Annotated in this window: 21 protein-coding genes; 7 read left to right on the forward strand and 14 right to left on the reverse strand. The window is 71.0% G+C overall.

What is annotated here, in order from left to right; translation table 11 throughout:
• Positions 1 to 702 (forward strand): phosphotransferase family protein (locus tag KCH_RS12160; protein ID WP_035862530.1); only part of this gene is annotated, 702 nt, incomplete at its 5' end.
• Positions 703 to 755: 53 nt separating this feature from the next.
• Here the strand turns inward: KCH_RS12160 and KCH_RS12165 are convergent.
• From KCH_RS12165 to KCH_RS12185, 5 genes are all read right to left on the reverse strand, one after another.
• Entirely contained in the window at positions 756 to 1,493 is a 738-nt protein-coding gene (locus KCH_RS12165; protein ID WP_035862532.1) for a hypothetical protein, read from the reverse strand.
• Between the two features lie 14 nt (positions 1,494 to 1,507).
• Positions 1,508 to 2,188 carry a pentapeptide repeat-containing protein gene (locus KCH_RS12170; RefSeq protein ID WP_035862534.1) on the reverse strand — a complete coding sequence of 227 codons (681 nt, stop codon included), beginning with the start codon at positions 2,186 to 2,188 and terminating at the stop codon, positions 1,508 to 1,510.
• 88 nt (positions 2,189 to 2,276) lie between these two features.
• The gene (amcA, locus tag KCH_RS12175) at positions 2,277 to 2,507 is read right to left on the reverse strand and encodes a multiple cyclophane-containing RiPP AmcA (RefSeq protein ID WP_035862537.1); all 231 of its coding nucleotides are present in this window, start codon (positions 2,505 to 2,507) and stop codon (positions 2,277 to 2,279) included.
• The gene (gene amcB / locus KCH_RS12180) at positions 2,504 to 3,694 is read right to left on the reverse strand and encodes a cyclophane-forming radical SAM peptide maturase AmcB (protein WP_208865945.1); all 1,191 of its coding nucleotides are present in this window, start codon (positions 3,692 to 3,694) and stop codon (positions 2,504 to 2,506) included. Before amcB ends, amcA begins: the two co-directional genes overlap by 4 nt.
• Positions 3,695 to 3,696: 2 nt before the next feature.
• Positions 3,697 to 4,044, reverse strand: a complete 348-nt coding sequence (locus tag KCH_RS12185) for a hypothetical protein (protein WP_051652998.1) — start codon at positions 4,042 to 4,044, stop codon at positions 3,697 to 3,699.
• Positions 4,045 to 4,201: 157 nt separating this feature from the next.
• Between KCH_RS12185 and KCH_RS12190 the strand changes: the two genes are divergently transcribed.
• The 5 genes from KCH_RS12190 to KCH_RS12210 are packed head-to-tail and all read left to right on the forward strand — an operon-like array spanning position 4,202 to position 8,806.
• Positions 4,202 to 5,293 carry a helix-turn-helix domain-containing protein gene (locus KCH_RS12190; protein WP_035871663.1) on the forward strand — a complete coding sequence of 364 codons (1,092 nt, stop codon included), beginning with the start codon at positions 4,202 to 4,204 and terminating at the stop codon, positions 5,291 to 5,293.
• A 13-nt stretch (positions 5,294 to 5,306) separates the two neighbouring features.
• Positions 5,307 to 5,972, forward strand: a complete 666-nt coding sequence (locus tag KCH_RS12195; protein WP_035862541.1) for a YdcF family protein — start codon at positions 5,307 to 5,309, stop codon at positions 5,970 to 5,972.
• Positions 5,923 to 6,720 (forward strand): WbqC family protein, encoded by a 798-nt coding sequence (locus KCH_RS12200; protein WP_084223512.1) that lies wholly within the window; start codon positions 5,923 to 5,925, stop codon positions 6,718 to 6,720. Before KCH_RS12195 ends, KCH_RS12200 begins: the two co-directional genes overlap by 50 nt.
• Positions 6,717 to 8,390 carry a restriction endonuclease fold toxin-2 domain-containing protein gene (locus KCH_RS12205; protein WP_157032013.1) on the forward strand — a complete coding sequence of 558 codons (1,674 nt, stop codon included), beginning with the start codon at positions 6,717 to 6,719 and terminating at the stop codon, positions 8,388 to 8,390. Before KCH_RS12200 ends, KCH_RS12205 begins: the two co-directional genes overlap by 4 nt.
• Positions 8,391 to 8,431: 41 nt before the next feature.
• Positions 8,432 to 8,806 carry a hypothetical protein gene (locus tag KCH_RS12210; protein WP_157032014.1) on the forward strand — a complete coding sequence of 125 codons (375 nt, stop codon included), beginning with the start codon at positions 8,432 to 8,434 and terminating at the stop codon, positions 8,804 to 8,806.
• A 1-nt stretch (position 8,807) separates the two neighbouring features.
• Here KCH_RS12210 and KCH_RS12215 read toward each other — a convergent pair whose 3' ends face one another.
• The 8 genes from KCH_RS12215 to KCH_RS12250 form a co-directional block, all read right to left on the reverse strand.
• Positions 8,808 to 9,584, reverse strand: a complete 777-nt coding sequence (locus KCH_RS12215; RefSeq protein ID WP_051653000.1) for a hypothetical protein — start codon at positions 9,582 to 9,584, stop codon at positions 8,808 to 8,810.
• Positions 9,581 to 9,916, reverse strand: a complete 336-nt coding sequence (locus KCH_RS12220) for a hypothetical protein (RefSeq protein WP_035862547.1) — start codon at positions 9,914 to 9,916, stop codon at positions 9,581 to 9,583. The genes KCH_RS12215 and KCH_RS12220 overlap by 4 nt, the downstream gene beginning before the upstream one ends.
• A gap of 68 nt (positions 9,917 to 9,984) precedes the next feature.
• Positions 9,985 to 10,263, reverse strand: a complete 279-nt coding sequence (locus tag KCH_RS12225; RefSeq protein WP_035862549.1) for a hypothetical protein — start codon at positions 10,261 to 10,263, stop codon at positions 9,985 to 9,987.
• Positions 10,263 to 11,312, reverse strand: coding sequence for a major capsid protein (locus KCH_RS12230; protein WP_035862551.1), 1,050 nt, complete (start codon positions 11,310 to 11,312; stop codon positions 10,263 to 10,265). Before KCH_RS12230 ends, KCH_RS12225 begins: the two co-directional genes overlap by 1 nt.
• Before the next feature lie 12 nt (positions 11,313 to 11,324).
• A complete protein-coding gene (locus KCH_RS12235) occupies positions 11,325 to 11,741 on the reverse strand; it encodes a head decoration protein (protein WP_051653001.1) in 417 nt (138 codons plus the stop codon).
• A gap of 121 nt (positions 11,742 to 11,862) precedes the next feature.
• Positions 11,863 to 12,483, reverse strand: a complete 621-nt coding sequence (locus tag KCH_RS12240) for a hypothetical protein (protein WP_035862554.1) — start codon at positions 12,481 to 12,483, stop codon at positions 11,863 to 11,865.
• Positions 12,484 to 12,528: 45 nt separating this feature from the next.
• Entirely contained in the window at positions 12,529 to 13,389 is an 861-nt protein-coding gene (locus tag KCH_RS12245) for a hypothetical protein (protein ID WP_157032015.1), read from the reverse strand.
• Between the two features lie 264 nt (positions 13,390 to 13,653).
• The gene (locus KCH_RS12250) at positions 13,654 to 15,456 is read right to left on the reverse strand and encodes a phage portal protein (protein WP_035862557.1); all 1,803 of its coding nucleotides are present in this window, start codon (positions 15,454 to 15,456) and stop codon (positions 13,654 to 13,656) included.
• Between the two features lie 121 nt (positions 15,457 to 15,577).
• Here KCH_RS12250 and KCH_RS12255 point away from each other — a divergent pair, with 121 nt between their 5' ends.
• Positions 15,578 to 16,399 carry a hypothetical protein gene (locus tag KCH_RS12255; protein ID WP_035862559.1) on the forward strand — a complete coding sequence of 274 codons (822 nt, stop codon included), beginning with the start codon at positions 15,578 to 15,580 and terminating at the stop codon, positions 16,397 to 16,399.
• Positions 16,400 to 16,404: 5 nt separating this feature from the next.
• Here KCH_RS12255 and KCH_RS12260 read toward each other — a convergent pair whose 3' ends face one another.
• On the reverse strand, positions 16,405 to 16,641 hold the full coding sequence (locus tag KCH_RS12260; RefSeq protein ID WP_157032016.1) for a hypothetical protein: 237 nt from the start codon (positions 16,639 to 16,641) through the stop codon (positions 16,405 to 16,407).
• Between the last annotated feature and the right edge of the window lie 54 nt (positions 16,642 to 16,695).

Below are 16,695 nucleotides of genomic sequence, written 5' to 3' on the forward strand. Positions count from 1 at the left end.
CGGACCGTGGCGCTCGTGCAGTGGCTGATGGCCATGGAGTTCCCGACCGTTGAGCTGCTGCCGGTGGAACAGCCCGTCGTGGTCGGCCGGCACGCCGTCACGTTCTGGCGACACCTTCCCCAACCACCGCGAGTCGTACCGGCCGCCTACCTCGCTGATCCGCTCCGCGCCCTTCATCAACTTCCTCTTCCTCCTTTCGCTGTCCGCCCGCTCGACACCGTCGCGGCCATCCGGCGATCCATCGCCGCCACTGCGGAGTTGCCGACACGTGATCTGGACTTCCTCAGCGCACATGTGTCCGCGCTCGAAGCTGCGCTCGCCCAGATCCGGTACGTACTCGCACCTGGGCTTCTGCAAGGCGATCCGCAGCACCGGAATGCACTGCACCGCCACGACGCGGCGGTGCTGTGCGACTGGGACACCGCGTGTTTCGGCCCACCCGAACTCGACCTCGTGACAGTGGAGATCCATTGCAGGAGATTCGGGTACGGCCGCTCCCACTACGAGGAGTTCGCGGACAGGTACGGCTTCGACGTCACCAGGTGGGATGGCTACCCGGTGCTGCGTGATCTCCGTGAGCTGCGGATGGTCACGACGAACGCGAAACGTGCCCCGGCCGGCAGCGAGACCCTTGCTGAGGTCCGGCGGAGAATCGCCGGAATCACGGAAGCGGACGTCGAGATGCGATGGAGCATCCTGTAGCGGATGCCTCGGGCAAGCCGTCATCTCCCTGCTTCGGTTGCCGGTCCTGCAAATCAGCCAATGTCGGGGAAGACGTCCGCCGGGAAGGTGCCGAGCCAGAACGCTGCGGTGGAGGGCAGGTTGAGGCCGGCGGTGGAGCCGTCGTGTGGGAGGAGTTCGGTGGGCGCGAGGTAGGCGTCGCCGGGGTCGAGGCGCAGGCGGATGCAGGCCGGGTCGCCGCCGCTGGCGATGTACCGGCGCAGGTCGTCGGTGTGCGGGCAGCGGGCGGTGTAGTCGTCGGGGTGGACGGTGCGGGTGATGTGCTGGGCGTCGTGCCGGCCGAGGATCAGGTGGCGGGGGCCGGGGCCGAGGTTGACGCACAGGCGGCGGCGCGAGAGGTGCCTCCGCAGGTACGGGAGGCGGTCCCAGTTGTCGAGGTGGACGCCGAGTTGCTGCCCAGTGTGGTGGTTGAGCGTGGTGGTGGCCTGGCCGGGCGGGCTGGTGACGGTTCCGAGGTAGTGGACCGGGCCGTCGGCGACGGTGGGCAGCAGGGTGGTGCCCGTCGGGGTGGCGAGGGCCTGGTCGAGGTCGAACGAGGGTGGCAGGGCGACGAGTTGGGTGAGGACGTTGGCGGGGGTGCCGGTGGTGGCGGCTAGGCGGCGGGCGTCGGCCGGGGCGAGGGGGGACCACTGGCCGGCGGGCACCACTGCGCCGGGCTCGTAGGCCGGGTCGCGGTCCTCGATGCGCAGCGTCCCCGTCTCGGCGCGGGCGGCCAGCGCGGCCAGGCCGGAGGGCGGGACAGCGATGGGCATGCCGGGTCTCCTTGTCAGGGATTGTCGAGCGGGCGGACGGTGGCGCCGAGTTCGGTGAGCAGCGCGCGGGTGAGCTGGTCGGGCTGGGCGGGGTCGAGCAGGATGCCGCCGGTGAGGTTGGCGGTGCCGCGGATGGTGCTCAGGTCGTTGCCGCGCAGGTCGGTGTCGCGGTGCTTGCCGTGGCCGAAGGCGGTCCGGTCGAGGGTGCAGTCGCGGAAGACGGCGCCGGTCAGGTCGCAGCCGGTGAAGGTGGCCTCGGTGAGGACGCAGCGGTCGAAGACGAGGGGGCCGGTCGCGCGGACGTTCTCGAAGGTGGCGTAGTCGAGGCGGCAGCCTTCGAAGAGGACGTCGTTGAGGGTGACGTTGCTGATGGTGGCGCCCATGAGGCGGCTGTGGGCCCAGTGGGTCTGCGTGGCGCGGCTGCCGGACCAGGCCAGGGTGCCGATGGTGCTGGCGGTGATCTCCAGCGACGACAGGCGGACGCCTTCGAGGGTCGTGCGCTGGGCGGAGAGGTTGCGGATGCGGCCGACGAGGAGCGCGGTGTCGATGAGGTCGAGGTCGCGCAGGTCGACGTCGGCGTACAGGAAGTCGCGGACGGTGTCGCCGCCGAGGAACGCGACTGGGTTCAGGTGCTGGTCGGTCTCGTCGAGGCCGGGCAGGGTGACGCGGGTGGTGCCGTAAGTGCGGGTCTTCACGGTGGTGCTCCGGGAGTTCGGTCGGGTGCCGGGCCCGCGGCGCTGCGGGCCCGGCCGGTGGCACTGATCGTGGCAGGGGCGCGGGCGGCTACCGGTTGTTCGGGAAGTCCGACCAGCTCGGGCCGTTGTGCCAGTCGCTCCAGGGGTTGACGGGGGTGTTGTCCCAGCTCGGCGTGTTGTTCCACGGCGAGCCGGGGTTGTTGGCCCAGGTCGCCTGGTTGTCCCAGCCGCCGGCGGCTGTGGTGCTGCTGCCGGCGCGCTGGAGGAGGTGGTCGAGCTCCGGGGAGTCGGCGGCGGCGAGGGTGGCGAGGGCGTTCATGCTGCGGTGTCCTTCCTGGTGGTGTCGGCGGCGGCGAGGACGAGGGCCTGTTCGGTGGAGCGGCAGTACGCGGTTTCCGTGGCGGTGAAGGTGCCGTGCTCGAAGTAGCGGTTGCCGGCCTGGGAGCCGCGGCAGAAGTCGAAGAACTCGCAGCCGGCCCGGCAGTTGTCCAGGCCGGTCAGGAACTCGGCGACGTAGCGCAGCCGGTGGGCGTCGGCGAGGATCGCGGCGAGCGACTGCTGAAGGACGTTGCCGGCGCGGAAGTCGTCGTGCGCGGGGGCGGTGGTGTCGGCGAGTTCGGGGCTGAGCAGGACGACGTCACCACTGGCGGCGACGGTGGGGATCGGGTCGTGCCTGGCGTCCTCCCACTGCGGGCGGGTGCCGTCGCGGGTCATCCGCAGGTAGGTGCCGAGCCGGTCGAGTTCGCGGACGGGCGGCGCGTCGGGGTGGGCGTGGCTCCAGGCGAGCACCCGGGCCCAGAAGCCGACGGTGTCGTGGAGATCGGGCGTTGCCCGGCTGGTGTTGACGCCTTCCTGCTCCTCGATGTTCAGGCCGATCGACCGGCATCCCAGGGAGGCGAGGAAGTCGAGCAGCGCCTCGGGCGCGTTCAGGTTCTCGCGGCCGACGACCGAGATTACCGAGAACGGCAGGCCGTGCTCGCGCAGAGTGTCGATGCCGCGCAGGATCCGGTCGAACGCCGGCCGCCCGGCCCGGTCGACGCGGCGGGCGTTGAGGGCGCGCGGGCCGTCGATGCTGACGCCGACGCGGACGCCGTGGGCGGTGAACAGGTCGCACCAGCGGCGGTTGATCAGGGTGGCGTTGGTCTGGACCGCGTGCTGAACGCGGCCGGCGGCGCGCAGCGGCTCGAACGGGGCGAGGAGTTCGGCGAAGCGGGTTCGGCCGAGGGCGAGGGGTTCGCCCGCGTGCCAGATGATCCGAACCGGCGGGCCGCCCGCGTCTGTCAGCTCGGCGACCGAACGGGCGACGGCCTCGGCGACCTGAAGGGGCATCGTGGTCTTCACCCCGCGCCCCGGCAGGTAGCAGTAGGAACAGTCGAGGTTGCAGAAGGTTGTGGGTTGGAGGACGACCTGCCTGGGCCGGTCCGCGATCCACCGCCGGTAGCGGGCCCTCGGTGGTTCGAGGAGCGCCGAGCAGGTTTCGGGCTGGGCTGGTGCTGGTTCTTGCACGTCTACCTCCGGCTGTCGAGGGCCGATGCGATCAGCGTCCGGGCCTGCGGGCCGCGAACGACCAGCACCCGCAGGCCCGCATCGGCGAGCTGTCGGTGGCGCGAGGCACGTTCAGGGGCCGCGCCCAGGTGGGCGAGGGACGGCAGGACTATCCCGTACAACCCGGGACGGTCCGTGATTGCGGAGAGGTCGCCTCCGGTGGTGACGTCCGTGAGGTCGAGTTCCCGGCTGCGGCAGAACTCGGCCAGGGCCTCGGTAAGGGCCGACTGCCGAGCGGGCGTCTCGGTGGTCAGGCGCAGAAGACCGACGACGGCGGGCGCACGAACGGGCCGCTGCTCGGTGAGTTCCACACTGCGTTCCCCTTTCTGCCGGCCGGGCGGCTCGGCTGGGTCCAGCGTGCCGTCGCTCCGCAGAGGCGGGTATGCCCTGCCGTGGCAGTTCCGTGGCAGTTCTGACACCCCGACAGGTCGTGGAGTGCTTCGATGGTCGCCGAGCCGGGAGGTGGTCATGGCGGCGGTGGGCGAGTGGACCGGAGTGGAGGCGCGGGCGCTGCGGCAGGCCAGCCGCAGGAGCGTGCGCGACTTCGCCGCGGATCTGGGTGTGGCGGTACGAACGATCACGAACTGGGAGCGGCTGGGCGCCGGGACTCGGCCACGCCCGGATACGCAGGCCATCCTGGACACGGCTCTGGGCCGGCTCGATGCGGCAGGCGTGCTCCGGTTCGAGGCTCTCCTGTCCCGATCCCGCGGTCCTGCCGTCGCCGCGGTGCGAGGCGGGCCGAGGGTGTGGGAGTACGAGACGTGGACGGAGGACATCGAGCGGGCTGTCACCGCCGCGTCCCACCAAGACTTCACAGCCGCCTCCGACTTCCTGGAGCGGTGGCGAACCCGGTGGCCACCGCAAGACTTGGACGACCGGGGTCTGTACCTCTTCGCGCGGACGACGGCCCTGGCTGGTGATCTGCTCCGGGATCGGGGGGTGCTGCTCGGGCCCAGGTCGGCAGCGCGCTCCTACGCGGACGCCCGGTCGTTGTTCGAGCAGCTCGGCATCCCCCGCAGGGTCGCGCAGCTGGACTTGTCGCTTGCGGTCGTCACGGAGATGTCCGGTGACCTCCGCGGGGCCGCGGCACGGTACGCCGAGCTGAGCCGCGACAACCGGCTGAGCGACCGGGACCGGCTCCGGGCGCAACTGTGGGTGGGCACCGCGCTGGACAAGCAAGGGCTTCACGACACGGCGATGCCGTTGATGGCCTCGGCGATCAACGGATTCGAGGCGGTGAACGAGCAGGAGGACTGGGGCACCGCGCACCAGAAGCTGGCGCTCGCGCACCGCGGTGCCGGGAACCTCGGGGAGGCCGCGCGGTTGATCGGTGTGGCGGAGTCCGCCGGCGGCAGCACGTCGCCGATGCAGCAGGTGCGGCTGGCCACCGCGCGCGGGCACGTGCTCCTGTCCGACCGGGCGACCGTCCAGGAAGGGCTCGCGGTGCTCGACAAGGCGGCGGCCACGGCCGCGACGTACGGTATGAGCCACCAGCTCCGCAGCATCGACGGCATCCGCAAGAACGTCGAACTGGGAGGCAGGGCAGCCAAGTTCAGGTAATCAGGAGAGATACGTGACCGGCACGACGAAGCGCGAGATCACCGACCGGCAGTGGGCGGACACCGCGCTGCTGTGGGACTACCAGCAGATGGGCCACGCCCTGCGGCCGTGCGACGTGGCGATCGGCCTGGGCTCCCACGACCTCGGCGTGGCGGCGGAGACCGCCGGCCTGTACCTGCGCGGCCTGGTGAAGCTGATCGTGTTCACCGGCGGCCCTAACCCGAGCAGGCCGGACCACTTCCCGCGCGGCGAGGCCGTGCACTTCGCGGAGCACGCGCTCTCCCTCGGCGTGCCGGAGAGCGCGGTGCTGATCGAGCCGAAGGCGCGAAACACCGGGCAGAACATCGCGTTCTCCCGCCAGGCCCTCACCGAAGCCGGCGTGGCGGCGTCGTCGGTGCTGCTGGTGTCCATGCCGTACATGGAGCGCCGGGCATATGCGACTTGCCGTCAGGTGTGGCCGGAGGTGGAGGCGGTATGCGCGTCCACCGCGATGAACCTGCACGACTACGTGAAGACGATCGGCGACGACCAGCTCGTGATCGACAGCCTGGTGGGCGACCTCCAGCGGGTCATCGAGTACCCGAAGCAGGGCTTCGCCGTCGCCCAGGACGTACCGGAGAGGGTGCACGATGCCTACCAGCGGCTCATCGACGCCGGGTTCACCAGCCGACTCCTCTGACCGGCCCGCCGGCACCGCCGACGAGCTGGTGTGCGCAATCCACCAGCCAAACCTGCTACCGCGGCTGTCCACGCTGGCGAAGATCTACGCGGCGGACGTGTGGGTGGTGCTGGACGACGTCCAGCACACCCGCCGCGACTACCAGCACCGCGCCCGGCTCGGTGCCCTTCACCACGACGCAACCCGGTGGCTGTCCATGCCCACCCACCTGCCGAATGGCCGTGCCACCTTGATCCGGGACGCCCGACTCGCCGAACCGGCACTCACCCGGCGCCGGATGGAGGGCATCCTCCACGAGCAGTACCGCACATCCCCGTTCTGGCCGGCGTTCGCCGAACAACTGCGCCCACTGCTCGACCTGTTCGACACGACTGACCGGACCGCCGACATCACCGAAGCATCCACGCTGCTGCTCCTCGACCTCCTCGGCTGGCGAGGCCGGGTAGTGCGCAGCAGCAATCTGCCGGCCCGAGCCGGGCGAACCCAGCGGCTCGTGGACCTGTGCCGGGCGGTCGGCGCCGACACGTACGTCTGCGGCACCGGTGGCCTCCGGTATGTTGCGCCGACCCGGTTCGCCGATGCCGGGATCGACTTGCGGTGCTTCGTCGTGCCGGACACCGGCGTATGGGTCGGTGCCCGGACTCTCAGCGCGGTGCACTCTCTGCTGGTTCGTGGTGTTGAGGCTGTGGCGGAAGCCGCGACGGGGCATACCAGGCGGGTGCGACTTGGCGGCGCGTTTCCGTCGTGAGCTTCCCACGTGAACGCACACGCTTTGAATCAGCGAGAACACTTTCTGTTACCGTACACGTCGAGTCAACGCTCGTTGGGGGGCAGATGACTGGGTTCCACGTCGATCCGTCGCAGATGATCGTCTCGTCCGCCGGGTTCACCGACCTGCAGACGTGGGCGGCGCAGATCCACAGCGGGTTGGTCGGTTCGTTGGACGACGCGGCCGGCATGGCGGGTGACGACGACACGGGCCGGGCGTTCGCCGCCCGGTACGACCCGGCCGCGCAGTCGGTGGTGAACGCGCTGGGCCGGGTGTTCGGCCAGTTGGGCGGGACCGCGAACGGCCTCTACTCGATGGCGATGAACTACATCCGCACCGACGCGGACGTCGCCGAGAGCATGATGCAGCCGCAGGAGTTACCGAAGTCGTCGGACCCGCAGTGCGAGCAGGAGCCCCGGGCGGTCACGATCCCGACCGCGGTGGGCCGCCAGAACTGGGCGGTACGAGAGATCATCGCCAAGTTCTGGCCCCAGGGCGATCCGGTGAAACTCCGCCAGGCTGGCCAGGACTGGAAGCGGGCGGCGCAGCTGTTCAGCCAGCTCGGGGCCGAGGGCGATGCCCGGGTGCGGGCGGTCACCTCCAGCAGCACCGCGCAGGCAGTAGACAGCATGGCCGCGAACTGGGCCAAGGTGCATGACGGTTGCGCCACGTCCGGTCCGCTGCTGAACACGATGCAGCACGTCGCCCACCAGCTGGGCGTGGCGTGCGAGGCGTACGCCACGGGCATCGAGGATCTGCGGGACACGCTGGAGAACCTGCTGCTGATGGCCGGGGGCGTCGCGGTCGTGGGTGTCGCGCTGACCGTCTTCACGCTCGGGCTCTCGGACGTGGCGGCAGCGGGCGGTGAAGCGGCGATCGTCGCCGAGGCCGGCGCCGCCGCGATCGCGCTCACCGCGGAGATCGAGGCGAGCGCCGAGATCGCCGTCCTGGCCGAAGCCGCCGCCATCGTGGACGCGGCCGCAGCCGCCATCGTGCCCGTCACCATCGTCGGCGGCGCCACGCTAATGATCGCCGCCGTCGCATCGCCCGCGAACGCGGCACCCGGCCTCACACCGGGAAGCACGCCCGCACCCACCCCAGGCGTCGGCCCACTGCCCCACGACCCCGCGAGCGCCTTCCCCCTCCTGCCGCCGGCGCAGCAGCAGGAGGTGCGGACCTGGATGGCGCAGCTGGCCCTCGACGGCCGGACCTCAACGTCCCCCGGTCCGATCGGCAAGCCCAAGATCGACGCGCAGCGGGCATACGAGCTGCGGGTGGCCGGCGGCACGCAGTACGAGCTGTACACGACTGTGCCGGACCCGAAGAAGCCCAGCGGGGAAAAGACCATGAACGCCGACGGCGTTCGCGCCGAGGACGGCGCGGCCATCGACGCCAAGTACGTCGGCCAGCAGAAGGGTTGCAGGTCGCCACTGCGGCTCGGCAATGTCGACAACGTCCCGGACTTCGTCTACGAGAACACGATGAAGAGCCAGTCGTTCGAGATGACCAAGTACAAGTCGGCGTTCGAGGACCCCCGCAACAAGGTCAACCACCTGGAGGTCATCACCAACGACGACAGGTCCGCGGCGTACTTCGCCGCCCTGATGACCGCGCAGCAAGTGCCCGGGGAGACCCGCGTGGTCCCCTAGGTCGAAGCCGGCATTCCAACTTCCCTGCCTTGGAGGACACCGTGGGAGCCCAGTTCTACGTCAGCGTCGACCAGTCCGCAGCCCCGGCCTGGCCGTTCACGCAGCAGCAGCTCGCCCAGGCCGTACAGAGGCGCTGGCCCGAGAGCACCAGCGGCGCCGACCCCGGCAACGAGGTCCTTGAGATCGACGTCCGGGTCGGCGACGCGCACTGCGAGATCGCCTACCACTACGACCGGCACTTCTTCGCATTTCCCGACCAGGCCCCTCTCAGGACCCCGGTCGTCATCATCCACACCCTCCTGCGGGACCTCGCCCCCACCACCCCGGCGGTCTGGTGGGCCGACTACGACGGCACCCCGGAGCCCTTCGACCTCCGCGACGACGCGGAGCAGGTCGCTGAGGACTTCGGCGAGTGAGTCACACCGTCGGCGTCGGACCGATGCCCACCTCGGCGTCCGGACGCAGGCCGAACGCCCTGGCACAGCGGGGGTGCGCGATGGGCCACTGGGCGGCGTCCTCGACGGTGCGGACGGTCCGGGCGGCCTTGTCGGGGTCGGGATGGCTGGTCCATCCGCAGTCTGCGCCGTCGGTCACTTCGACGTGCGGGATGCCGTGTTCGCGGGCGACCGAGAGGGTGCCGGCGTTGTAGGCGACGGCGGTCCGGGCGAGAGTGGCGGCTTCGGCCCAGGCTCTGACGGGCATCCGCGCCCCGTTACGGTAGACGACCCGGTCGAGGGGGTGCGCGGCAGCAAGCTGGGCGGCGCTGGTGGGGGTGAAGCTTCGACGGGCGGCGGCCCGGACGGCGCGATGGAACGCCGCTGCGACGCGCGCGGCTTCCTGTACCCGCAGCGACAGATCGGTGTAGGTGTCGGCGGTGAGGGCTTGCAGGGTTGCCCGGTGCGCCGGGGTCCAGCTGAAGGGCCGGTTGATGCTGGCCGCGGCAGCACGGGCGGCGGCCTCGTAGCGTTCGGGCACGACGCGCAGAGCGAAGTCCCGGACAGCGCGGTCGGCGGCATGGCGGAACGCCTTCGCCTCGGCCGCGAAGTCGGCGAGCGCGGAAGCAGCAGCGGTCCGGTGTCGGCGGTCGAGTGTGGCAAGGGCGGCGGCCTGTGCGGCGGCGAGCCGGGTCCACGCCGCTTCCAGGTCTGCGGCGGCCTTGTCGTTCGGCTCGGCAGCGGGCCGGGGCTGTGTCATCGGGTGCGGTGAGAGGGCACGAGGACCGTGGTGGCGAGGTCGGTTGAGGTGTCGGCGACTTCTCCGTTGGTGGTCTCGTCGGGGCCCTGCATGTCGTGGAGTGCGGCGAGCTGGCGTTCGAGGCCGGTGAGGTTGGCGGTGCGGTCCATGGTGACCACGCCGTCCACGACCAGGCGCAGGGGGTCGGCGAGGAGTGCGGCGCGGCGCTCGTTGAGTACTTCGACGGCGACGGCGCGGGCGGTGCCGAGGCGGCGGTAGCGGTCGGTGAGGTCGTCGGTGCTGGTGGCGGGGCCGAGTTGGGCGTGTAGCCAGGCGAGGGCGGCGGGGTCCACGGACGGGATCCTGTCGGTGATGCGGCGGACCGGTGCCCCGGGGTGATCGGGGCGCCGGTCCTGGGCGGCTAGTCGGCGTCGGAGCGGGGCTTGCGGGTGCGGGTGGTGGGCTTGGCCGGCGGCGTGCCGTCGTCGGTGCTGGCCGCCTGGCCGCCCGGCTCGGGGCCGTGGTCGTCGGCGTCGGGTCCGGGGTCGGGAGGGTCCTCGTCATCGGCGGACTGCCAGGCTCCGGGGTGGGTGATCAGCTCAGCCAGTTCCTCGGGCGGCACGTCGCCGGGCAGGAGGATGAGGTGGTCGCCAGTGACGGGGTGGTCGAGGTGGACGGCGAAGGCGAGCCGGCGCGGCATCACAGCACCTTCGCCACAATGTGACAGTCCGGGGTGTGGAGGACCGGCATCGACACGGCACCGCCCTTGGTCCAGATCTGGACCGGGTCGCTCTGGACGTCGCGGGTGATGATGATGCCCGGGGCGTCCTCGCGCAGGATCTCCGGGTTGGTGCCGCGGGAGAGGACCAGGGCCTCGGCAGTGACGCCGTACTGGGTCTGGCCCCACTTCGCACGGTCCGGCGGGAGCATGATCCAGCGATCGTCCGGCAGGACGCGGGTGGCCGCGCCGTCGACGTTGACCTGCGCCTTGTACAGAACGACGGGCGGCAGGCCGTAGTCGGCGCGCACCGCGTTGACCTCGGCCTCGTTGAGGGTGCGGGTGGGTGTCGTGGACGGGTTGACGGAGCGGTAGTAGGCGGCCCGGTAGGCGTTGTTGCGGGTGAGCGCGGTGAACGCCTTCTTGGAGGTGAGGACGATCTCCGGCTCGGGCGCGCCGAGGTCGTCGAGGTACTGCATCCAGCCGAGTTCGTCGGCGATCGGGTCGGAGGTGGGGTCCGACCACGCCTTCGCGGCCACCGGCATGTTCCCGGCGGGGACGCCAAAGTCGACCTCGATGGTCAGGCCGTTCTCGTTGGTGAGGGAGAACTTGCCGTCCACGAGCACGTCGCCGGCGGCGAGTTCGAGGCGGGAGCGGATCGCCTCGACGTGCCGCTCGACGTCGTCGTAGAGCAGTTCGATCAGGCGGTCCTGGTCGGCGCCGTGGGACTGCTCCAGCAGGATCTGCTGCTGCTCGCCGACGACGAGCTTCTGCCCCAGCGGGGGGAGCAGGCCCTCGCGGGTGGTCTCCCACGCGGTGCGGTCGGCCAGCGGCACCGAACTGTCGTAGGCACGGTAGGACGCGGTGTTGACGCGGCGTCCGTTCTGCTTGAGCCGCCACTTCACGTCCCGGGTGACGAGCGTCGGGAAGACGAGGGAGGTGAGGAGGAAGTCCTTCGGGGTCGGGATCGACCGGGCGAAGGTCGTCAGGTCGTTGGCGCTGACGCCCTTGATGAGGTCCTGGAGAGACATTGTGGGCGGTCCTTACACGAAGCGGATCTGGGCGCCGACGGACGACGGGGTGACCTTGGTGGGGTCGATTCCGCCGGGGACCTTGGCGGTGCGGACGACGCCGTGCCACAGCAGCGCGGCGGCGATCTTCGGCTGGCCGGGGGCGAACAGGGCCTCTTCGAAGGTGAACCCGGCCAGCACCTGGCGGCCGTCGGCGGCGGCCGGGTCGAAGGGCCCGTACAGGCCGGACGCGGTGACCTTGCCGAGCGGGATGCCGGACAGGACGCGGTGGTAGGGCTGGACAGCGTCACCGACCGTGTAGTGGGTGCCGGCGACGAGCTTGGAGGCGTCGAGGGTGACGGTCTCGGTCTGGTCGGTTCCGTGTAGGGAGGCGAGCCAGGGTCGGCCCGCGTTCAGCGTCACCGTGGTGGTGATCGGCTGGACGGTCAACGTGCCCTCCGGGGGCGGGAGATGGCGGTCCCGCACTCACCGGTTGGTGGTGCCGTCCACGGGAACGGGGCGTGGTCCCCTGCTCCCGGTGCGCTGCCGGGTCAGATCGAGGTTGGTCAGGTCAGGTGGTGATGTAGCCGCGGCGGCGGGCCATGTCCAGACCGGCGGAGCCCGCGGTGGGAGTCTGGCCGCGGGGCGGCAGGCCGCCGGCGGGCGAACCGCTCGGTGCGGGCGGCGGCGTCACCGGCGCGGCCTGGGCGAACAGTTCGGGGCGGCGCTGCGCGAGTGCGGCGGCGGCGTCGGCGACGGCCTGCTGGTCGGCGTCGTCCGGGACGGCCAGCAGGCGGATCGCGTCGTCCAGGTTCTGGCCGGTCGCGCCGAGGCGGCTCAGCGCGGCGTGCCGGACGGCCTGGTTGAGACGGTCCAGGGCCTCCTGCTCGCGCTGGATCGCCTCCTGCTCGCGCTGGGCGGCGGCCTGTTCGCGGCGCTCGACCTCGGTGAGGGCGGCCTGCTGGGCGGTGCGCTGCGCCTCCACCCATGTCTGGAGCGCGGCAACGTCGGCGAAGCCGAGGTCGGTGACGAGCTTCTTGACGCCGGCTCGGGAGCCCTGGTCCTTCTCACGGGCGAGAAGCCGCGACAGGGTGTCCTGGGTGATGAGGGCGCTGCCGGGGTCGGCGGCCGGGGGCTGTGCCGGGGCCGGGTCGCCGACGGGCGGGGTCGCCTGGGGCAGGGGGGCAGTCATCGGATTCCTCCGCAAGCAGCGCCCCCGCGCCAGTGATCAGTGTAGCTACTCCTTCGACATGACGGTCTGGGCAATCACGCCGGGCACCGAAACAAGCTCCCAGGCACTCTCCTGGGTCCAGCGGAACACGGCATCTCGTTCGGCAGGGTTGGCGAGCCACAACTCATCGAGGACGGCGGGAACGGCGGGCTTGCCAGGGGGCTGGTAGGCGCGGCGGAGCGCCATGCCCACAGTCATGGAGTCCGCCCATGCAAACAGCAGCGTGCGCAGGCCCTTCTCTTCCTTGGCGCGCTGGAGCTTGTCCAGCTTGTTCTTCGCCGTGGCGCCGCGCAGGAAGTCGTCGACGTAGGCCGTGAAATCGCCGACGTTGTAGCCGGAGATGGTGAGCGTGCCGATCCGGCGCGGGGGGTCCAAGTCGGCGCCGTTCCGGCGGCGGGCATCCAAGTCGAGGTCGATTCGGGTAACGGAAGCCAGGTTCAGCGCGCGAAGGTCAGCGGCGAGGGGCCCATCGTCGTATGCGCTGACCCGAGTGACCCTTTTCTCTTCCTTGCCGCTCTGGAGGTGCTCCAGACCGGCAAGGAAGTCGAGCAGCGCCTTCTGGTCCCGGCCTCCGACGCGGGAGTCCAGAGTGAACTCCACGACCCAGCTCCCAGTCAGCTGGGGGAACTCCTTCTCGCCGTAGTGCCTGCGGAGCGCCGCCCCCAGTTCGGTGTGGCGCTTGTCGAACGTGGAGGTGATCTCCAGGGCGATGGTCGGATGTACCTGTCCGGGCTCACCGAGGAGGGCGTCGATCATGGCGGGCGCGGAGTTGTCGTCCCGCTTCAGCGTGGTGGTGCCCAGCACGTGGTTGACGACGGCCTCGGCGGCCAACTCCTCGGCCCGGGGCGGCTTCGGCTTCTTCGGCATGCCCACCAGGGTAGCCACGGGCCCGGCGACTCCCTATGGGTTTCCTTGGGGAAACCCATAGCCCCGGACCTGTGGGTTGCCCCAGGGAAACGCATGGGTTTCCCTGGGGCAACCCAGTACGTTTCCTTGGGGAAACCCCTTTCTTTCCTTGGTTTCTCCCTCTCTCCTACCTATCCCCCAACCCCCCACGGCTTCGCCGCAGGGGGCTCTGAGAGCCCCCTGGCGGGCTTTCAAGGCAGCTGGGGTGATCTTGTGCCTATCGGCCTATCCGAGGGGCGCAGAGGGGATCTCAGGGCCTCCAGGGGGCAGGTTGAGGAAGGCCCTGACGACGGCGGTGTCGCCGGTGGCGTCCGCGAGTTGCCCGGCCGCTGCGAAGGCCCGGGACTGGATGCGGCGGACCTCCTCGGCGATGTCGGTGATCGGGTAGCCGGCGTCGGCGAGCATCCGCACGCACGTCTCCAGGGAGAGCAGCCCGGCCTCGTAGCCCTTCGCGGCCTGGTCGAGGGCCTCGGCCTTGTCGGTGGGCACGTGCGGGCCCCACACGATCTCGGCCTGCGGCAACTCCCCTACCGGCCAGCCGACCTGCCCGGCCTGGAAGAGACGGCCGACGAACTTGAACAGCAGCCGGTACTTGTGGGCGCGGGCGAGCCGCATCTCCCCGACCAGGGCGTCCAGCGGGCCGAGGGCAAGCGCGAGCGCGTACCCGGACGGGACTTCGGACGGCTGGACGGTGCCGAGCCCGGACGCGGTGAGGCGGCTGTTCGCGGCGAGCCGGTCGAGGAGGTGATCGGTGCGCTCCCGCAGCTCCCGCAGTTGCGGGGACGTGTCGAGGGTCGACATCGACCCGCCCTCGTTCAGCGACCACACCGTGCCGGCCTGCACCCGCAGCGGCACTGCGGTGCCGGTGGCCCGGTCCTTGGGCAGCCGCACCCCGGACAGGGCGATGATCGGCGTGCCGGTCGTCCCGGACGAGGCGGACGAGTCAGTGTCGGTCGCGGCGAGCTCGTCGAGGACCTGCATCACCCGGGAGATCACCGGCTGCCCCCACTGCTCGCCGGTGTCGGGAACGGAGTTGGTGAGGTGCACGATCGGCAGGAAGTCCAAGGCCAGGTCGAGGCCCTGGAGGACTTCCCCGTCCTTGCGGACCCGATAGCGGGCCCGGTGGGCAGGCAGGTTGTAGACGCTCTCGCCGGCCTTGAGGTCTTCGAGCAGCCACTCTGCGTCGGTCAGGTAGCAGGTGACGGCCGAAGGACGGTCCGGTGCCCAAGGGTAGACCCGGGTCACCCGGCCCGTGCCCGCCTCGATCCGGTCGCCCGGCCGCAGCACCATCTCCCCGTCCGGGCCCTGCACCCACTCCCGGTGCCCGGTGCCGTCCGGGTGGACGACCGACACAGTGGTCCCGCCGATCGGGCCCAGCTCGTAGGTGATCCGCCGCACCCTCGCCCGCTGCCCGGTGGCCGGGTCGGCGGGCAGCTCCCACGCGAAATGCACCCGCGACGGGAAGCCCGTGGTGTCGACCTCGTCCTCCGTCAGCTCCGGGAAGTACCAGCCCGGGTCCATGGTGCGCAACATCGGCCGTCCCGCGTCCGCGTCCCAGGCCAAGGTGTAGACGGCATCGCCGTAGCGCACCGCAGACCGCTCGGCCTGCTGCATCCGCATCGGCAGCAACTCCCGGCGGGCCCAGTCCCGAAGGCGATCCTGCACGTCCCGGGCGAGCACGGCCTCCGGCCCCGGGTCCTGCCCGATCGCCTCGGCTCCGGGCACCACAATGCTCTGCGACGCCCCGAGCAGGTAGCCGAGCGCGGAGGTGTTCAGCTTCGCGGCGTCGCCAAGCTCGCGCCGGTCGAGGCCCGCCTCGTCGCCAGCCGCAGCGGTCAGGCCGCCGGCCTGGTTCTGGTCGTAGGCGGCAAGGATCTTGTACGCCTGGAGGCGGCGCCAGTCCTCGGGCGGTACCCAGCCCGAGGCGAGTTCAGCGAACGGTCCGCTTCCCCGCCTCGGCGGGCTGGACATGACCGGCTTGTAGTTCAGCCAGCTCCAGGCGTCGATGATCAACTCGCGCAGGCCCACGGCCGCTGCCCTCCCAGGCAACTTGGCCCCACGCCGAAGATCAGACTACGGGGTGATCAACCCGCTTCCGCCGCCGTCCGCCGGCTGCCACGATCAGCACACCACACCGGGAGGGGCAAACATGGCAGATCTCGACTTCGGCGCCTACAGGCTGTACCTCAAGGAACAGCGGCACGCGATCAGCATGCTGACCGGGTTCGGCGCACACCGCCTGACCATTCATCTGGAGTGCTCGGCCACCGGGACGTTCCCCGACAAGGCGGCCCACTCCGTGGCCGGCGAGTTGTGGGCCGACGACCTCGGGCAGTCGGGCTGGCTCGGCCACCTCGTCCAGGAGTGGCCCGTCGAGGCCGCCAGCCCCGGCGTCACCATGGGCCTCACCATCACGCTCACCGACACCCAGCTCGCCGCCCTGGAGAAGGCCCGGCAAGGAGCCGACCTGCGCCTGCGCCTGCACCTCACCGTCACCGCCCTGAACGGCGACGGCGGCTGGCCGGCATGCACGACTCAGGTCACGTTCACCGTGCCGCACAACGAGTGGTCGCAGGTCGTCACCGAGGCCGGCCACGGGGCCTTCGTCACCGTCCTCGTCCCGATCACCGCCGACGAGCATCGGAGCACCGCAGCCCGACGGCTGCGGGAAGCCCAGACCGCGATCCGCGCAGGCGACTTCGAGACCGCGGTGTCCAAGGCACGCCTTGCCATGGACGCCGTACGCCCGGCCAACCACCAGAAGGCGTACTCCGCGGCGAGCTCCAAGAAGGCGAAGGACCGCGACCAGGACGAACGGTGGACCGTCCTGCTCCAGGCCACCTACGACTTGTTCGGCGGCGCCCACCACGACGACCCCGACACGACCGAGCACTTCACCTGGAGCAGGGCGGACGCGATGACCGCGCTGGCGCTCACCGCCGGGCTACTCGACCGCCTCGACGGTAAGTAGCCCCGTTACGCGGGAACCCGGCAGCCTTCGTCGAAGCCGCCACGGTCCACCAGCAGCTTCTGGGCGGGGGTGAGCTTCGCCCACTCCGCGTCGCACAGCGCGGTGTCGCCCTGGCGGCCGCCCGCCTGGACGATGTGGAGCTGGGCATACCGGCCGACGACCTTCGAAGCTTCCCGGTGCTGGGCGCCGTCGCCGGCGAACTTGGCGGCCCACTCGGGAGTCCCGGCTGACGGCGACGCCACGGCCGACGGCACGGAGCCGCCGGCACCGGCTGGCGGCTGCCCGCTGCCGTTGGA

The sequence above is a fragment of the Kitasatospora cheerisanensis KCTC 2395 genome (assembly GCF_000696185.1).
Classification (GTDB): Bacteria; Actinomycetota; Actinomycetes; order Streptomycetales; family Streptomycetaceae; genus Kitasatospora; species Kitasatospora cheerisanensis.

Excerpts from the sequence above, each read along its gene's own strand:
- KCH_RS12255 (WP_035862559.1), top strand. The coding sequence starts at position 15,578 with ATGGCAGATCTCGACTTCGGCGCCTACAGGCTGTACCTCAAGGAACAG.
- KCH_RS12230 (WP_035862551.1), bottom strand. The coding sequence starts at position 11,312 with ATGTCTCTCCAGGACCTCATCAAGGGCGTCAGCGCCAACGACCTGACG.
- KCH_RS12215 (WP_051653000.1), bottom strand. The coding sequence starts at position 9,584 with ATGACACAGCCCCGGCCCGCTGCCGAGCCGAACGACAAGGCCGCCGCA.
- KCH_RS12165 (WP_035862532.1), bottom strand. The coding sequence starts at position 1,493 with ATGCCCATCGCTGTCCCGCCCTCCGGCCTGGCCGCGCTGGCCGCCCGC.
- KCH_RS12225 (WP_035862549.1), bottom strand. The coding sequence starts at position 10,263 with ATGCCGCGCCGGCTCGCCTTCGCCGTCCACCTCGACCACCCCGTCACT.
- KCH_RS12245 (WP_157032015.1), bottom strand. The coding sequence starts at position 13,389 with ATGCCGAAGAAGCCGAAGCCGCCCCGGGCCGAGGAGTTGGCCGCCGAG.
- KCH_RS12190 (WP_035871663.1), top strand. The coding sequence starts at position 4,202 with ATGGCGGCGGTGGGCGAGTGGACCGGAGTGGAGGCGCGGGCGCTGCGG.
- KCH_RS12200 (WP_084223512.1), top strand. The coding sequence starts at position 5,923 with ATGCCTACCAGCGGCTCATCGACGCCGGGTTCACCAGCCGACTCCTCT.
- KCH_RS12240 (WP_035862554.1), bottom strand. The coding sequence starts at position 12,483 with ATGACTGCCCCCCTGCCCCAGGCGACCCCGCCCGTCGGCGACCCGGCC.
- amcA (WP_035862537.1), bottom strand. The coding sequence starts at position 2,507 with ATGAACGCCCTCGCCACCCTCGCCGCCGCCGACTCCCCGGAGCTCGAC.